Here is a 17,941-nt window from a genome sequence, read left to right on the forward strand (position 1 = left end):
CATGAAAAAAGTTTATCTAATCATATTAATCGTGCTTGCTGCTTCACCTACTTTTTCGCAGCAGCTCCCTCAATTCACGCAGTATATGTACAACACCATTTCCATTAACCCAGCATACGCAGGGAGCAGGGACGGATTTTCCATAGCGCTGCTTAACCGGAATCAATGGGTTGGCGTAGAGGGCGCTCCGGTAACACAAACCTTATCTGTAAATTCTCCCCTGGAAAATGATAAAATCGGATTAGGGCTTTCTGTACTCAATGATAAAATTGGGGATGAAAACACTACCTATGTCTATGGGGATTTCTCCTACAGGGTGGATCTTAGTCAGGCAGTTTCCCTTAGAATGGGTTTAAAAGCCGGGGCTTATTATTATGGGCTGGATGATCCCACCGGAGGAGAAGATCCTTTTTTCCGGGACAATTTTAACCGCTGGACCCCAAATTTTGGCGTAGGATTTTATCTTTCTGCCCAGGATTGGTATGTAGGCCTTTCTGCTCCAAAACTCATCACTAAAGATAATAACCGGCTGGAAGAATTCAGAGCGCTGGAGCAGGTGCATTATTACCTTACCGGGGGATATGTTTTTGATATTAGCGATAATATGAAACTCCGGCCTACTGCTTTGGCTAAAATGACTAAAGGCGCACCACTTTCCGTAGATCTTTCGGCTACCGCGATATTTAATGAAAAGTTCTATTTGGGTGCTAACTATAGGATAGATGATGCTATTGGCGCTTTCCTGGATGTAGAGATATTTAATGGTTTCAGGGCGGGTTACGCTTATGAATATTCAGTATCCGATATTCAGCCGTACACTTCCGGCTCCCATGAAGTGCTTTTAATTTATGAATTCAGGTTCCGCAATACACGATACAAATCACCTAGATTTTTCTAATATAAACCAGGTTTATGATGAAAAAATACCACTATCTCATACTTCTGCTATTGATCTGTTCTTTTTCGGGACACGCCCAATACGGAAAACAGAAAAGAGCAGATAAACTTTTCAATAATCTCGCTTATCTTGAAGCGACAGATGTTTACAAAGAACTTATCGCCAACAATTATAACTTCAAGGAAAACAGCCTGAAACTTGGCGACGCCTATATGAAACTAAGGAGTCCTGAAAATGCCGTTTTTTACTATGGTGATGTGATAGACAGCAGCGGCATTTCTTCGGAATATTATTATAAATATGCCCAGGCTTTAAGAGGAACAAAAAGATACCAGGAATCCCGGGACTGGTTAAAGAAATACCTGGAGACCGGAGCAAATTCGGTAAGTGCTGAAGAAGCCCTGGAAAAAGATGAATATGAACCCAGGACTACTTATAAGCTGAAAAAAGCAGAATTCAATTCAGACCTCAGCGATTTTGGTGCTTTTGAAAAGGATGGAATTATATATTTTGTTTCGGCAAGAGCGGAGGGTGTGGCAGAAAAAGACAGAATATACTCCTGGAACGGGGAACCATTTCTGGATGTTTATCAGCTGGACACGGCGAGTATGGCAATTTCGCCGGTTTCGGGAGAAATAAATACCAAATTACATGACGGGCCTTTGGTGATCTCTCCAGATGGGAAAACAGCATATTTCAACAGGAACAATTATCTGGGAAATAAGGAAGGCAAACGGGATAAAAAAGCTACCAATAATTTAAAGATTTACAAAGCCACTTTAACTGGTAACGTTTGGACAGATGTTGAAGAATTGCCTTTTAACGACAAATCTTATTCCGTAGGTCACCCTGCCCTTTCCCCTGATGGAAAAACTCTTTACTTTACTTCAGATATGCCCGGCGGGATTGGCGGAAGCGACCTTTATAAAGTCAGCATAAATGCAGATGGAACTTATGGCCTTCCGCAGAACCTGGGAGAGAAAATCAACACACCGCGGGAAGAAGCTTTTGCTTTTATTGATAAAGACAGTACGCTTTACTTCTCCTCCACCGGCCATGGCGGTTTAGGTTTAATGGATATCTTCAGAATAGATCTAAAAGATGAAAATGCCGAACCAGAAAATCTTGGGGAACCTGTGAACAGTAATCTCGATGATTTTGCATTCTTTAAAATTAGTGATTCCAACAAAGGCTATATTTCCTCCAACCGTGATGCGAACAGTGATGACATATATAGTTTTAATCAGCTCAATCCACTTATTCTGAAGGGTACTGTAACAGATGCCGTGAATGATAAACCCATTGCCAGCGCCACGGTAAGGTTAATGGATAATGAAAATACACAACTGGCATTTCTCGAAACCAACGAAGATGGCGAATTTAGCACAGCCATAGCCCGGGATTCCCAATTTCCGATAGAGGCCAAGGAAATTAAATACCAGACTTTTACCGGCACCGTGGATACGAGGAATTCAGACGAAAAGGATACTCTCGTTTATAATATTCAACTACAACCCGTAAAGGATCCTGAATATTTAGCTGAAATCGACACGATCTACTTTGACTTTGATAAGTATAACATCAGGCCGGATGCCGCCCGGGAACTCGATAAGCTGGTAAAGCTTATGACCGAAGATTATCCTGAAATGGTAATTGCCATAGGCGCGCATACTGATAAGAGGGGCACAAACGCTTATAACGATATTTTAGCAGAAAGACGTGCAAAATCCACCTATGATTATCTTATTGCTCATGGCATAAATGAAGACCGTATAGAATCTTATAAAGGCTACGGGGAAAACCAACCTGCTATTGAATGTGACCGTTGTACGAGAGAGCAGCATCAGCTTAACCGGCGTGCGCTTTTTGAAGTGGTGCGTATGGAAAATTAAAGATAACTGATCAATCTATCTTGATTGGGGTCCGGAAGCAATTCCGGGCCTTTTTTATTTGCTGAAATATTAGTTGAGGAAGATTTTTAGAAGGATCAGGATAAAAAAGATGATTGCCAGGCTAAGCCCAGTCATCTTATTTTTGCCAGAATCGTAGAAGTCCTTCTTTTTCATTATACCTTTAAATCTGAATCCATTAACCACTTTTTTAAAAAGAAAGAAATTTACTTCTTATTACCAACAAACCAGTTGAATATATTCTAAACCTGCAGGAATAGATCCCTGATTTACGCTCGTGGAATTTGCTAAGCTTTTTATTTCAAAAATCAATTTGGCAAATGGTTATGTATTCAACAAAACTTATTCTTACTATAACAAAAAACGGCCCGGAATAATATACCGAACCGTCTCAAACTTTAAAAGGAAACTTTAGAAACTTTTTATTTAGCAAGAAAAATATTCGTGAAGTAGTATTTTCCTTCACTATCTTCTTTTACTGAAATGCCGAAGTTGGTGTAATTTCCTACAATATTTTTTTGATGAGCTTCGCTTTTTATCCATGCTTTTACCACTGCATCTGCTGTCCTGTATCCATAAGCAACATTTTCGCTCACCTCTTTAGCTCCGGTCTCAACCACTAATTCGCTGTAACGGTTAGAGAAATTATCATGGCTCACTTCCCCCTTGGCAATCATATAATCTGTATGATCTTCGGCCTGGATGGAAGCTTCTGCAATAGGTTGCAGCTGCGATAGACCAAGTTCTGCACGGTACTCATTAATGTCATCCAGAATTTGCAGTTCTACTTCGGTATAACTGTAAGAAGCTTTTGTTTCAGCTACCTGATCGTACACTTTTACTTCTTCATTAATATTCTCTTTGCTGCAGGATGCTAATGTTGTGGTAATAAAAAACAGTACCAACAACTGCTTGTAGTAGTTTAACATAAGTAGGTTATTAAGATTTGGGATAGTTAAAGTACACTTTTAATCGACAAATGACACAATACGTCTGTGCATTTCATCGAATTTTCTTGTTTTTTAACATATTTTGTAATCTGAATCCTACATATAAAGAAAATGAAAGAATAAGCTAGATCATTAATTGTAAGGTTTTACTTACTTTTAAAGCTAAAAGAAAAGATCTTACCGTCATCAGCAAGTTCAGTATCAGGAAATATTTCCCGTGCTTCTTCCCTAAAAAGATTGATATTGGAATACCGTGTGGAGTAATGGCCTAAAATCAATTTCTTTACTCCTGCCTCCCTGGCAATAGCTGCAGCCTGTTTTGCGGTGGAATGTTTGGTAGGTGCCGCAAGTTCTTTTTTATCCTCTAAAAATGTAGACTCATGGTAAAGCACAGTGGTATTACTTATTTGAGTAACGATACCAGGACTGTACATTGTATCGCTGCAGTACGCATAACTTTTAGGAGCAGGGGGATCTGCAGTAACCAGTTCATTCGGAATTAAAGTCCCCGTTTCAGACTTTACATCTTTGCCTTTTTTTAAGCTCTTGTACAAGCTTACGTCGATCTTATATTCCACTGCTTTATTTATGAGCAGCTTTCGATCTCCCGGCTTTTCCTTAAAAAGAAACCCATTGGTATAAATGCGATGGTTAAGAGGAATGGTTTCCACAGAAACTTTATCATCTTCATATAGCAATTCGGGAGATTTGCTCTCCAGTTCATGAAAATAAAGATCATAATTGGTCCAGGAATTAGACAGTTTTAATTGCAGGGTTATAATCTCCTTTATTCCTTTTGGGCCATATACATGCAGCTCGGTTTCCCGGTTAAGCAGCCGGAAAGTAGAAATAAGACCAACAAGCCCAAAACAATGGTCGCCATGAAGGTGTGAAATAAATATATGCTGAATTTTGGAAAATTTAATCTTATTCCTCCTTAACTCAACCTGTGTCCCCTCCGCACAATCAATAAGAAAAATATGATTATTTATTTCCAGGACCTGGGAAGTGGGATTTGTAAAGGATCTTGGAGTGGCCGCATAGCAGCCCAGTATTGTAAGCTTCATGTATAGAAAAAGTATTTAACGCAGGATAAAAACATCAAAATCCGAGATCGCGTTCTATCTCTTCCATTTGTATAATATCTTCCGCTTCCTGCAAAGTAGGGGCTATAATAAGGTCTTCGGGAATTTTATCTGCATTTAAAGCATTATTTACAATAACAAAGGATTTTTTATGCTCCCTGTGGGTATTGGATAATTCCAGAAACCCCAGTAAATCCTCCAGCTCCAGGTGCTCGTACTCCTTTAGGTCTACAATGATATTTGCATGTTCAAAATTTGCATGCTGCCTGGTAAGTTCAGACGCAAATTCTGTAAGAGGGTCCTTGTTATTTTCAATAAGTATATAATTAGCTTTATCTGTAGTTTTCATAATTTTTCTTTTTCTACATTAAAGTTAACAAAGAAGAAGCAAAAGATTTAGAGTTTACTGTTTTATTTTAGACGCCAAAAGATAGATAACTGCCATTCTCACGGCCACTCCGTTCTGGACCTGGTCCAGGATAATTGCCTGGTCACTATCTGCCACATCACTGGTAATTTCCACTCCCCTGTTAATTGGCCCTGGGTGCATTACCACAATCTTCTTCTCCAGTCTATCAAGCATTTTTTTGTTCAGGCCAAACTGCTGGATATATTCCCTTGTACTGGGAAAATAACTAATGTCCATCCGCTCATTTTGTACCCTTAACATATTGGCAACATCGCACCATTGCAATGCCTTCTGGAGATTTGTTTCAACTTCCACACCCAGAGATTCTATATGTTTTGGGATTAAGGTTTTAGGGCCGCAAACTTTTACCTCGGCACCCTGCAGCCGCAAAGCGAAAATATTGGAAAGCGCCACCCTGCTATGAAGAATATCTCCAACAATAACCACTCTTTTTCCTTTTACCGCCCCCAGTTTCTCCCTTATGGAATAAGAATCCAGCAAAGCCTGTGTAGGATGCTCATGTGCGCCATCCCCCGCATTAATAATTTTTGCATTTACGTGTTTGGAAAGAAAAATTCCCGCACCGGGGTTTGGATGCCGCATAACCACCATATCTACTTTCATAGACAGGATATTATTCACAGTATCTATAAGCGTTTCCCCCTTTTTTACTGAAGAAGACGCTGCTGAGAAGTTGATCACATCTGCGCTCAGCCGCTTTTCCGCGAGTTCAAAAGACAGCCGGGTTCGCGTGCTGTTTTCAAAAAAAAGATTGGCAATAGTTATATCCCGGAGTGAAGGAACCTTTTTAATAGGCCGGTTGATCACTTCCTTAAAATGATCGGCAGTTTTAAAAATAAGATCAATATCGTCCTTATTGAGATATTTTATCCCCAACAGGTGATCCACACTTAATTCGCTGCTCATTTTTATTTATTTTGAAATCAGGTAAACCACGTCTTCTCCTTCATTTTCCTTCCAGTTCACCTTTACTTTTTCTTCATTTATAGCATCAACCTGCCTCCCGTTATAATCTGGCTGGATAGGCAAATGCCTGCTAAACCTCCTGTCAATAAGCGTTAGCAGCTCAATTTCCCTGGGCCTTCCAAAAGATTGTATGGCAGTTAAGGCACTTCTAATACTTCTCCCGGTGTAAAGCACATCATCAATAAATACCACCCGCTTGTCTTCCACCACAAATTCAATCCGCGTTTTATTAGCTTCAAGAGGCTTATCACTTCTTCTAAAATCGTCCCGGTAAAAAGTGATGTCTAACTGGCCCGATTTTATATCCCGGATGGAATATTCTTCCTTTAAAATTTGCTCAATTCTGGCCGCAAGAAAAATTCCGCGTGGTTGGATCCCCACAAGCACGGTTTCTTTAAAATTTGTATGATTTTCTACAAGCTGGCAGGCTAAACGATGTAATATGATGTCTATTTCTTTTGAATTCAATAAGATTTTCTGACTCATATTTTCTTTAAAAATGAAGTATCCGAAAACAAAAGTAAGATTTTTTTCTGCTGAATTCCACAGGCATGCCTATAAAATCTCAAAGGCTTGCGCTCTCCATAAGTTTTGCTATTTTTACCCGGAATAAGATTTCCCCAATCTAATGTCTATACCTACTAAGCCACGGCAGGAAAAATCTGCCTTGAAAAGCGAACTATTTGAATTAATCCGCAGTGATGCTTCCATCTTTGATTTTTCACAAAATGAAGCAAAAGATGGAATGCTTTTAGTGAACCCAAGTGACCCTAAAAATTTCTGGATAAACCCTAAATTAGCTTCCGGTCTTGGGTTTGCAGAACATGAACCTACTCCCCAGAACTGGAAGGATATCATTTTTCCTGAAGATCATAAAAAACTTCAAAACCATTTCCAGCATTCAACAAAACCTTTTGAAGAATTAATACGATTCCAACATCGCACAGGATATACTATTTGGTTTCAGGCGAATTTTTTATGGATTCAGAAGGAAAATTCAGAAAAAAACTGGATCCTGGGTGGTTTTATAGATGTTACAAAATTTAAAAAGCCAGAGCTGCCATTAATCCAAACCTTAAAGCGCTATGAACATGTTATTGAAGGCACTAACATTGGCACCTGGGAATGGAACGTCCAAACCGGTGAAACCATTTTTAGTGAAAAATGGGCCAGTATACTGGGCTATACTTTGGAAGAAATCCGCCCTACCTCGCCAGATACCTGGAAGAGGTTTGCTCATCCCGAAGATGCGAAAAAATGTGAAGATCTGTTCCGGGACCACTTTGCCGGTAAAACTGAAATTTACGAAAGTGAAGCCCGTATGCGAAATAAGGCAGGGGAATGGATTTGGGTGCTGGACAAGGGGAAAGTAGTGAGCTGGACTGCTGATGGCAAACCAGAATGGATGACCGGTTTTCATGAAGAAATAACCTTAAGAAAGAAGGAGTATGAAAGAAACAGGTTATTTATAGAACAGGCGCCAAGCGCTATTGCCATGTTTGACAAAAACATGAATTATATTGCCGCTTCGCAAAGATGGCTGAAAGATTATAATATTCAGGAGCGGGAAGTTATTGGAAAAAATCATTATGATATTTTTCCAAATATCAGTGAAGCCTGGAAAAAAGTTCACCAGGAATGCCTTAATGGCTCGGTGATTAGAAGCGATGAAGATTCCTTTGTTTCCGAAGCAGGTACCAAACACTGGTTAAGCTGGGAGGTAAGGCCATGGCATAATGATTCCGGAGAAATCGGCGGTTTGTTGATGCACACCGAAGATATTACCAGGCTTAAAGATATTGAAAAGGAAAATCACGAGAGACAGGTATTACTTGAAACGATTTTGGATAGTATAGATGTAGGTATTGTCTCCTGTGATAAAAATGGGAAACTAACCCTGTTCAACAGGGCTACAAGAGAGTGGCATGGTATTCCTCTTAAGAATATTGAGCCTTCAGAATATGCCAACTACTACGGACTTTATACCGCGGACGGTAGCAGGAAGCTTGAAAAAGATGAAATTCCTCTTTTGAAAGTAATGCAAAAAGGAAAAGTAGAGAACGAGGAAATCCTTATCAAACAGCACAGTGGCCATTCCAAAATTGTAAATGTAAATGGTTCACAGATAACAGATAATGAGGGTGAAATACTGGGTGCAGTAATCGCTATGCATGATATCACTTCCCGAAAACATACAGAAGACCAGCTTAGAATTAGTGAAGAAGCCTTTCGTGGCAACTTCGAAAATGCCGCTGTTGGAATGGCAATATTGGATCCTGAAGGAAACTGGCTGGAGGTAAATAAAAGTTTATGTGACATCATAGGCTATTCCGCAGAAGAGCTAAAGAAACTTACTTTTCAGGATATCACACATCCGGAAGATCTGGACGCAGACCTTAAATTACTGGAGGAATTAGTGGCCGGGGAGCGCATGTATTACCATATGGAAAAACGATACTTCCATAAAAAAGGAAATTTGGTTTATATAATCCTTTCCGTTTCCCTGGTGCGGGACAAAAATGGCTCGCCCCTTTATTTTATTTCCCAAATAACAGATGTTACCGGTAGAAAGATTGCAGAAAGAAGTTTGAAGGAAGCTGTGGCTCAGCTACAGGGAGTTCTGGAGGCAAGCACACAGGTAAGCCTTATTAGTACAAACACCAGCGGAATTATTACCAATTTTAATAAGGGTGCTGAAAATCTGCTTGGCTACTGCCGGAATGAGCTGGAAGGAAAAGCCACTCCCCTGCTTCTGCATTTGCCAAGGGAATTGAAGCAAAGAAAGAAGGAATTGCAAACAACAACTACCGGCGAATCTTTATCTGGATTTAATATCCTAACCGCAAATGCTAAAAAAGGTAAACATGACACCCGGGAATGGACTTTTGTAAGGAAAGATGGCAGCAGGTTTCCCGTGCAGCTTACTATAACAGCTATTAAAAGCAACAATAAAATTATTGGCTATCTTGGGGCAGCTGCCGATATAAGTAAAATTAAGAAGGTAGAGAAAGAAATGAAATCCCTGCTGGATGTTACACAAGAACAAAATCAGCGGCTAAAAAATTTCGCCCATATCGTCTCCCATAATCTTAGGTCTCATTCCGGTAATTTTGGAATGCTGCTGGACCTCTATGTGCAGGACCATCCGGAAGCAAGTGAGGATGAAATCATTAAAATGCTCGGGACCGCTTCAGACAACCTGAAGGAAACCGTGGCCCATTTAAACGAGGTGGTTTTGATGAATACCAAAATCAACGAAAATCTTGTTCCCATTAATTTAAATGAGGCTGTGGAAAAAACTTTTAAAAATGTTTCTGCCCTTGCGAGAGAAGTTGATTTGAAGATAATTAATGAAGTAAATGAGGATTTTGATATTTTAGGTATTCCTGCATACCTCGAAAGCATCCTGCTCAATTTTATTACGAACGGGATCAAGTACAGATCAGATGAAAGGGAAAGTTGGATAAAACTGAGCGCCAAAAGGGAAAAAAAATTTACAGTCCTTAAAATTGAAGACAATGGATTGGGCATTGACCTTAAAAAGCACGGAAGCAAACTTTTTGGGATGTACAAAACCTTCCATCATCACAAGGAAGCAAGGGGAATTGGACTTTTCATCACAAAAAACCAGATTGAAGCCATTGGTGGTAAAATAAAAGTAGAAAGCCAGGTAAACCAGGGAACCACTTTTAAATTATACTTAAAGCATGAAAAAGATTGATATTACCTGTATCATAGATGATGACCCTATTTTTGTGTTTGGAGCAAAGAAGATTATGCAGTTGGGGAATTTTTGCAATAGCTTTATGGTTTTTCATAAGGGGGAGGAAGCTATAAATAAACTCAGGCCAATAATTTTGGCTAATGCTAAGGTTCCTGATATTATTTTACTGGACCTAAATATGCCGGTTATGGATGGCTGGCAGTTTTTAGATGAATTCATTAAAATTCCCTCCAGGAAAGAAATTCTGATTTATATCGTTAGTTCCTCTATAGACCCACAGGATGTGGAACGGGCAAAATCCTATGATCACATAAGTAATTATCTGGTAAAACCAATTTCCATTGAAGAACTTCAAAAAATCCTTCAGAAAGAACATTAGCCGTTTGCAAAATAATTCTTGATATGAATTTTGTCTGAAAAAATAAATGCTATAGAATACGCAATATCATAAGTATAAAAAAAGAGGCTGCCTTTCCAGGACAACCTCTTTTTCATTTAATCTGAAAAAAAGCATTTACAACTTCTTCGCATTTTTTACTTTTTGCCTGGTAATAGCTATATCTATCACTTCGCTCATCTCATTAACATAATGGAATTTAAGGCCTTTTAAATATTCGTCCTTAATTTCCTTTACATCACGCTCGTTCTCTTTGCACAGGATAAGCTCTTTAATTCTTGCTCTTTTCGCAGCCAGAATTTTTTCTTTAATCCCGCCAACAGGGAGTACTTTCCCGCGCAGGGTAATTTCCCCGGTCATGGCAATGCTTTTCTTCACCTTCTTTTGCGTGAACAGCGATACCAGGGAAGTAAGCATGGTAATTCCCGCGCTGGGCCCATCTTTTGGGGTTGCTCCTTCCGGCACGTGAATATGCACATTATACTGGTCAAAAATTGAAGGGATAATTCCCAGTTGCTCGGCATTGGCCTTGATATATTCCATGGCGATTGTTGCCGATTCCTTCATTACCTTCCCAAGGTTTCCGGTTATATTAAGGTTTCCTTTGCCTTTAGAAAGTATAGATTCAATAAAAAGGATATCACCACCAACATGTGTCCAGGCAAGCCCTGTTACCACTCCAGCCACTTCATTATTTTCATATTTATCGCGTTCCAGTTTAGGGCTGCCCAGAACTTCCACAATATCTTCCGGGGTAATTTTCTTATTATAATCTTCCTCCATCGCGATACTCTTGGCAGCATATCGCACCATTTTGGCAATCTGCTTTTCGAGGCCACGAACTCCCGATTCCCTGGTATAACCTTCCACAATCTTTTCCAGCTCAGCTTTACCAATTTTTATGTCTTCTTTAGTCATCCCATGCTCCTCCAGCTGCTTGGGAAGCAGGTGCCTTTTGGCAATTTCCACCTTCTCTTCTATGGTATAACCGGTCACATTAATAATTTCCATACGGTCCCGAAGGGCTGGCTGAATCGTTTGTAAGGTATTGCTGGTAGCAATAAACATCACTTTTGAAAGGTCGAAGCCCATTTCCAGGAAATTATCATGAAAATCGCTGTTCTGCTCCGGGTCCAGCACTTCAAGCAATGCTGAAGAAGGGTCTCCGGCATTTCCTATACTCAGTTTATCAATTTCATCCAGAACAAAAACTGGGTTACTGGTTCCCGCTTTTTTAAGACTCTGAATAATTCTCCCTGGCATAGCACCAATATATGTCTTACGGTGTCCTCTTATCTCGGCTTCATCCCGCAGGCCGCCAAGGGAAATGCGTACATATTCCCTTCCCAGGGCCTCGGCGATAGATTTTCCAAGAGAGGTTTTACCTACTCCCGGAGGCCCATAAAGGCACAAAATTGGGGATTTCATATCATTACGCAGTTTCAGCACCGCCAGATATTCAATAATCCTGCGCTTTACATCGTCCAGCCCGTAATGATCACGATCCAGGATTTTTTTCGCCCTCTTTAAATCGAATTTATCTTCGCTGAACTCATTCCAAGGCAAATCCAGGTAAAGGTCGAGATAATTTCTCTGGATGGAATATTCGGCCACCTGCGGATTCATCCGCTGCATCTTTGAAAGTTCCTTCTCAAAATGCGTCTGCACATCTTCATTCCAGTTCTTCTCCTTCGCGCGCAACCGCATTTCCTCAATTTCATCCTCATGGGAAACACCGCCCAATTCTTCCTGGATGGTTTTCATTTGCTGATGAAGAAAATACTCCCGCTGCTGCTGGCTCATATCGCTCTGCACCTTGCTCTGAATATCGTTTTTGAGTTCCAGTTTCTGGAACTCCACATTCATATACCGCAAAGTGGCCAGAGCCCTTTCCTTAAGATCGTTTGTCTCCAGCAACTTCTGTTTTTCCTCTACAGAAAGGTTCATGTTGGAAGACACAAAGTTGATCAGAAAAGAAGAACTTTCGATATTCTTAATCGCAAAAGAAGCTTCTGAAGGTATATTAGGACTGCCTTTTACGATCTGAAGCGCAAGTTCCTTTATAGATTCAGTAATTGCAGAAAACTCTTCGTTATCCTTGGCAGGACGCGCTTCCGGCACTTCTTCAATAGACGCTTTTAGATAAGGCTCCTCACTAACTATTTCAGAAATTTTAAAACGCTTCTTACCCTGGATAATCACCGTGGTATTGCCATCGGGCATCTTAAGCACCCTTAAAATCCTTGCCACCACTCCAATCCGGTTAATATCTTTAACCGAAGGATTTTCAACTTCTTCATCTTTCTGAGAAACAACACCTATAATTTTACTACCATTATTGGCCTCATTAATCAATTTTATGGAAGTATCCCTTCCTGCAGTAATTGGAATTACCACTCCAGGAAATAAAACAGTGTTCCTTAAAGGCAAAATTGGCAATGATTCAGGAAGATCTTCCCTGTTTATTTCTTCTTCATCTTCAGGAGTCATTAAAGGTATAAGTTCCGCATCTTCATCTATACCTTGAAATGACAAACTGTCAATATTAGTAAATTTTGTTTTAGCCATAATTTATTTTAGGTCAAACTGTCACCGCAGTTTGTATTTTTATTCAGGTTTATTTTGCCCCAGCCCTTTAAAACAGGGGGATTGGAACAAGGGGCAATTAGTCTTTTAGGTTTATTCAATTCCTATGCCACGCTTTTTCTGCAAAGAAATTTTCTCAAAAGTGTAACAATTTGAAATCGGCGCTATCTTTATAAATAGCTAACAGGAGTTTTTTTGACACCAACCATCACACATATTAATGATCTTGTTGCCGGTTGCCGCGAAGGAAACCAACGTGCACAAATGGAAATTTACGACCGCTATTATAAGGCTATGTACAATACGGCCCTGCGGATTGTAAAACATTCGGCGGAAGCGGAAGATATTATGCAGGAGGCTTTTTTAAATGCCTTTACCAAAATTGACACTTTTAAAGGCGATTCCACTTTTGGAGCCTGGTTAAAAAGGATTGTGGTAAACAAATGCGTAAATGTCTACAACAGGAAAATGAAATATCAGGAAGTAACGTATAATGATGAACTTAAAAATGAAATTGATGATTCAGACGGCTACATTATAAATGAAGAACATACCAGCGAAAAGGTAAAATTGCTGCTGGCGAAGTTAAATTCACTAAAAGAAAATTACAGGATGTGCCTTACGCTTCATTTAATTGAAGGCTACGACTACGACGAAATTTGTGAAATTATGGATATAAGTTATGCTAATTGCAGAACCACCATTTCACGGGCCAAAGAAAGCCTTCGCAAAAAATTGACAAATGATGAAGAATAATAATTTAAAAGAGCTGTTCGAAGATGTGAACTTTGACTTCTCCGAACCTGCAGAAGGACACCGGGAACGGTTTCTGGAGAAACTAAATTCCGGCAACTCTTCAGCTAAAAGAAAATCAGGAGTAAGAGGTCTTTGGGCTCCTTTTATAGGAATTGCGGCCAGCCTTGCCCTCGTGCTTTTCCTGGCTGGAAACATTTTTAATTCCGGCAGTTTTAAAAAATCGGGAGATCTGGCAAGTGTTTCCCCGGAAATGAAACAAACCCAGGAATTTTACAGCACTCTAATTGAAAATGAGCTGAAGGAAATCCAGGAAGTGAATTCCCCCGAAACAGATGCCATCGTAAAAGATGCGCTAAAACAGATGGAAAAACTGGATGCTGAATATGAAAAACTTAAGAAAGATCTTTTAAAAAGTGGAAAAGACAACAGGGTAATCCATGCCATGATCAACAATTTTCAGCAACGCATAGATTTACTAAACAATGTTTTAACCCAAATTGAAGAGATTAAATCAATCAAAAATCAAAATCATGAAAACAACATTATATAAACTGCTTATCCTGGCCATTATCGCCCCCGGCCTTGCATTTTGCCATAACGATTTTACGGGCAAGCATACCGAAAAGAAAAAGATTTCGAAAGAATTTAAGGTGTCGGCAACATCAAACCTGATGATAGACAATAGTTACGGCAACATAGATATTTCAACATGGGATGAAAACCGGGTGGTGATAGAAGTATTTATTGAAACTAATGGTAATGACGCAGAAGCCGTGCGAAAAAAGTTAGAAGAGATAAATGTGGAATTTAACCAGTCTTCTTCAGGAGTAAGTGCCAAAACCCATTTTTCAAAAGAAAACCAATCCTGGTGGAACCAGTTATTTGGGGGCAGCAATAACGTGAATATGCAGGTAAATTACGTGGTAAAAGCTCCGGCACGCAATAACGTAAATATTAGTAATGATTACGGCGGGATTTACCTGGACCGGCTCCTGGGAAATTCAAGAATATCCTGTGACTACGGGAAAATAGATATTGGCGAATTAAGAGGAAATTCTAACGACATTAGTTTTGATTACACCAGGAACAGCCACATTGGCTATGTAAAAAACGCTGAAATTAACGCAGATTATTCAGATTATGTAATTGAAGAAGCAGGAAAACTTAATATTAATGCAGATTATACCAGTTCTAAGATTCTTAAAGTTGAAGATGCCACATTTAACTGCGACTACGGCAGCATTAGCGTTGAAAAAGTGAAAAAACTCTACGGCAACGGGGATTATCTTACTACCAAAATTGGCCGCGTCTTCACCTCTGTAATTCTTGATCTGGATTACGGCTCCGCTTCCGTAGAAAAACTCGTAAAAGGAACAAGAGAAGTGAAAATTGAGAGCGATTACACAGGTATCAAAATTGGGTATGATGAAGCACAGCCTTTTAGTTTTGATATTACCACCTCCTATGGGGACGTAAATGGAGTAGATAGTTTTGAGGTGAATAAAAGACATGACTCCGGCACCAAAAAGACATACCAGGGATATCATTTATCTGAAGGCAGTGGAAACCAGGTGAGCATAAGTACAAGTTATGGAAGTGTTTCTTTTAGAAAACAATAAATCAGCTAAACATTAATCATCAATCAATTAAAACAATTATGAAAAAATCAATTTTAATTTTAACAGCTATTTTCCTGGGTTTCACTTCAGCAAACGCCCAGTGGTGGGGAAATGAAAAGATAAAAGGAAACGGAAAAATGATTACCGAAGAGCGCTCCACTTCAGATTATGATGAAGTACAGCTGGTAGGTTCAATGGATGTGGAATTAGTCAGCGGCCAGGAAGGAAAATTAAAGGTTGAAGCCGAAAGCAATCTTCAGGAATATATTCTTACGGAAGTGCAGGGCGGAAAATTAAAAATTTCAATAGAAAAAGGTGTAGACCTTCGGCCTTCCGGTAATAATGAAATTAAAATCACTGTTCCTTTTAAAGATCTCGAAGAAGTTTCGGTCACCGGCTCCGGCGACCTGTGGAATTCTGATAAAATTACCGCTTCCAATTTTAGCGCCTCTTTAACCGGTTCAGGAGACTTAAATCTTAACCTGGATGTTCAGGATTTGAAAGGCAGCGTAACCGGCTCGGGGGATATTGTGGTTAATGGAAACGCAGACCATTTTGAGTGTAAAGTTACCGGGTCGGGCGATTTTGAAGCTTTTAACCTAAAAGCCAGGACTGTTGAAGCCACTGTTTCCGGCTCCGGGGATCTTATGGTCTACGCTTCAGAAAAACTATTTGCCAGAGTTTCCGGCTCCGGAGATATCACTTATAAAGGCAGCCCTAAAAAAGAAGATTTTAAAGTTTCCGGATCGGGAAGTGTTTCATCCCATTAAAGACCAAAATTCTGCAAATATCAACCTCGCTCACCCCGGCGGGGTTTTTATCTTTAGCCCTTAGAGGAAAGAGAAATGAGACAGGTTGAAAATTAAAAATCATAGGATTTCACTGACGGAAGAATCCCTAACTCCGCCCGATTAGTGGTTGTGATACTTCCTAATTTAACTCCTCCTGTTTCTTCGGAACCCTTAACAACAAAATTACCCCCGCGATAAAAAATACTACCAAAAATAAGATTGAGTTTCGCACACTCCCGGTGATTTGCGCCACTATTCCGTAGAGAAACATACCAATCACGATCCCTATTTTTTCAGAAACATCGTAAAAACTGAAATAGCTGGCGGTATCTATGGCATTTTCAGGCAACATTTTTGAATAAGTAGAGCGCGATAAAGACTGAATTCCGCCCATCACTAATCCTACAGAAGCAGCCGCGAAATAGAACTGCACAGGGGAAACTATATAATACGCATATCCACAAATCGCGATCCAGATAAGATTAATATAGATAAGGGTCTTAATATTCCCGATTTTTATAGCTAACCTGGAGGTAAGCGTGGCACCGACAACAGCTACCAGCTGGATAAGCAAAATACTTACAATTAATCCCGTAGTGGCATCCTGTTCTCCCCAATCCAGTTCTTCAATTCCAAAATAGGTGGCAATAAGCATAATAGTTTGTACTGCCATGCTGTAAACGAAAAAAGCGATGAGATAACGATAAAGCTGCACATTATGCTTTAATGAATACCATATTTTCTTTAATTCTTTAAAACCATTAAAAAGAACATTTCGGGTAAGTGGAGCTTTTTTATTGCCCTTCGGAAGATAATAATAGGTGTATTGGCTAAAAGCAATCCACCAGATGCCTGTTAAAACAAAGGAAAGGCGCGTGGGCAGGGCTTCACTTCTAAAGCCAAACCAATCGTACTTTAAAATCATAATAAGGCAAACCAGTAATAAAATAACACTGCCAATATACCCCATAGAAAAACCTCTTGCACTCACTTTGTCCTGCTGATTGGGATACGCAATGTCCGGAAGATAGGAATTATAAAAAACCAGGCTTGCCCAAAACCCGATAAGCGCCAGGAAATACGCCAGCAATCCAAACCACAAATATTCCAGGTTAAACCAGAACAAGGCGATACAGGAGCAGGCGCCCAGGTAACAGAAAAATTTAAGAAAATTCTTTTTATTACCTACATAATCAGCAATTCCCGAGAGAAAAGGGCTTAAGATGGAAACTACAAGAAAGGCAGCAGCAGTCACGTAACTAATAAGGCTATCATTATTAAAGTCAACACCCAGAAAATTCACACGGTCGATTAGAATTTGTCCGTCTTTATCTTTAATAATGGTAAGAGCACCGTAAAAAATGGGGAAAATGGCCGATGAAATTACAAGACTGTAAACAGAATTTGCCCAATCATAAAAAGCCCAGGCATTTAATAATTTCTTACTGCCCTTAGGAAGTTGTTTCATAAAATAAAAATAGAAAAAGCTATCGTTTAAAGTAAGAATCGGCCATCTTTTTTAAAATTATCCGGCTGATTTGATTTCTGCTTCCTCTTATATACGATTTGATTCCAATAATAAATACAAGATTTTAATGCAAAAGATTTAGCATTGAATGAGAAAAAGATTATTATTATTATTATTATGGCGTGCCCTTCGGGCCGGGCTATCCGCGTTATCTGCCTTGCCTGCCGGCGCGGCAGGATAACTGCTGCTATCCCTCACGCGGGGTTTTCAGCATCCTATAAAGCTGTAGATTAAAATTGCCAGTTTCGGCAAAACAGCAGTGTTATAATGTGCCGGGTGGGTTTCAGGGGGAGGATGTTTT

General features: G+C 39.7%; 15 protein-coding genes. 8 read left to right on the plus strand and 7 right to left on the minus strand.

Annotation, left to right across the window (positions count from 1 at the left end; genetic code table 11):
* Position 1: 1 nt before the first annotated feature.
* On the plus strand, positions 2 to 898 hold the full coding sequence (locus tag RM553_RS16220; RefSeq protein ID WP_311536001.1) for a PorP/SprF family type IX secretion system membrane protein: 897 nt from the start codon (positions 2 to 4) through the stop codon (positions 896 to 898).
* A 14-nt stretch (positions 899 to 912) separates the two neighbouring features.
* Positions 913 to 2,790, plus strand: coding sequence for an OmpA family protein (locus RM553_RS16225; RefSeq protein WP_311536002.1), 1,878 nt, complete (start codon positions 913 to 915; stop codon positions 2,788 to 2,790).
* Positions 2,791 to 3,230: 440 nt separating this feature from the next.
* Here RM553_RS16225 and RM553_RS16230 read toward each other — a convergent pair whose 3' ends face one another.
* The 5 genes from RM553_RS16230 to pyrR form a co-directional block, all read right to left on the minus strand.
* Positions 3,231 to 3,737 (minus strand): CAP domain-containing protein, encoded by a 507-nt coding sequence (locus RM553_RS16230; protein ID WP_311536003.1) that lies wholly within the window; start codon positions 3,735 to 3,737, stop codon positions 3,231 to 3,233.
* A gap of 167 nt (positions 3,738 to 3,904) precedes the next feature.
* Complete coding sequence (locus RM553_RS16235; protein ID WP_311536004.1) at positions 3,905 to 4,825, minus strand: ribonuclease Z; 921 nt, start codon at positions 4,823 to 4,825, stop codon at positions 3,905 to 3,907.
* A 34-nt stretch (positions 4,826 to 4,859) separates the two neighbouring features.
* Entirely contained in the window at positions 4,860 to 5,192 is a 333-nt protein-coding gene (locus RM553_RS16240; RefSeq protein WP_311536005.1) for a ribonuclease Z, read from the minus strand.
* Between the two features lie 54 nt (positions 5,193 to 5,246).
* Complete coding sequence (locus RM553_RS16245; protein ID WP_311536006.1) at positions 5,247 to 6,179, minus strand: aspartate carbamoyltransferase catalytic subunit; 933 nt, start codon at positions 6,177 to 6,179, stop codon at positions 5,247 to 5,249.
* A gap of 6 nt (positions 6,180 to 6,185) precedes the next feature.
* Positions 6,186 to 6,725: a bifunctional pyr operon transcriptional regulator/uracil phosphoribosyltransferase PyrR gene (gene pyrR, locus RM553_RS16250; RefSeq protein WP_311536007.1), complete on the minus strand. Its 540-nt coding sequence runs from the start codon at positions 6,723 to 6,725 to the stop codon at positions 6,186 to 6,188.
* A 142-nt stretch (positions 6,726 to 6,867) separates the two neighbouring features.
* Between pyrR and RM553_RS16255 the strand changes: the two genes are divergently transcribed.
* Both RM553_RS16255 and RM553_RS16260 read left to right on the plus strand, forming a co-directional pair.
* The gene (locus RM553_RS16255; protein WP_311536008.1) at positions 6,868 to 9,960 is read left to right on the plus strand and encodes a PAS domain S-box protein; all 3,093 of its coding nucleotides are present in this window, start codon (positions 6,868 to 6,870) and stop codon (positions 9,958 to 9,960) included.
* Positions 9,947 to 10,342, plus strand: a complete 396-nt coding sequence (locus RM553_RS16260) for a response regulator (protein WP_311536009.1) — start codon at positions 9,947 to 9,949, stop codon at positions 10,340 to 10,342. Before RM553_RS16255 ends, RM553_RS16260 begins: the two co-directional genes overlap by 14 nt.
* A 135-nt stretch (positions 10,343 to 10,477) precedes the next feature.
* On the opposite strand, the gene lon is transcribed toward RM553_RS16260, so the two are convergent.
* Positions 10,478 to 12,928, minus strand: coding sequence for an endopeptidase La (gene lon / locus RM553_RS16265; RefSeq protein ID WP_311536010.1), 2,451 nt, complete (start codon positions 12,926 to 12,928; stop codon positions 10,478 to 10,480).
* A gap of 213 nt (positions 12,929 to 13,141) precedes the next feature.
* Here lon and RM553_RS16270 point away from each other — a divergent pair, with 213 nt between their 5' ends.
* Genes RM553_RS16270 through RM553_RS16285 form a run of 4 tightly spaced genes read left to right on the plus strand, consistent with a single transcriptional unit; the run spans position 13,142 to position 16,091 of the window.
* The gene (locus tag RM553_RS16270; RefSeq protein ID WP_311536011.1) at positions 13,142 to 13,702 is read left to right on the plus strand and encodes an RNA polymerase sigma factor; all 561 of its coding nucleotides are present in this window, start codon (positions 13,142 to 13,144) and stop codon (positions 13,700 to 13,702) included.
* Positions 13,689 to 14,252, plus strand: coding sequence for a DUF4179 domain-containing protein (locus RM553_RS16275; protein WP_311536012.1), 564 nt, complete (start codon positions 13,689 to 13,691; stop codon positions 14,250 to 14,252). Before RM553_RS16270 ends, RM553_RS16275 begins: the two co-directional genes overlap by 14 nt.
* Positions 14,233 to 15,321, plus strand: coding sequence for a hypothetical protein (locus RM553_RS16280; RefSeq protein WP_311536013.1), 1,089 nt, complete (start codon positions 14,233 to 14,235; stop codon positions 15,319 to 15,321). The genes RM553_RS16275 and RM553_RS16280 overlap by 20 nt, the downstream gene beginning before the upstream one ends.
* Positions 15,322 to 15,359: 38 nt before the next feature.
* Positions 15,360 to 16,091 (plus strand): head GIN domain-containing protein, encoded by a 732-nt coding sequence (locus tag RM553_RS16285; protein ID WP_311536014.1) that lies wholly within the window; start codon positions 15,360 to 15,362, stop codon positions 16,089 to 16,091.
* Positions 16,092 to 16,251: 160 nt separating this feature from the next.
* Here the strand turns inward: RM553_RS16285 and RM553_RS16290 are convergent, their stop codons facing one another.
* Positions 16,252 to 17,580 carry an MFS transporter gene (locus RM553_RS16290; RefSeq protein ID WP_311536015.1) on the minus strand — a complete coding sequence of 443 codons (1,329 nt, stop codon included), beginning with the start codon at positions 17,578 to 17,580 and terminating at the stop codon, positions 16,252 to 16,254.
* Between the last annotated feature and the right edge of the window lie 361 nt (positions 17,581 to 17,941).

This window comes from Autumnicola tepida, assembly GCF_031846485.1.
GTDB classification, from domain to species: domain Bacteria; phylum Bacteroidota; class Bacteroidia; order Flavobacteriales; family Flavobacteriaceae; genus Autumnicola; species Autumnicola tepida.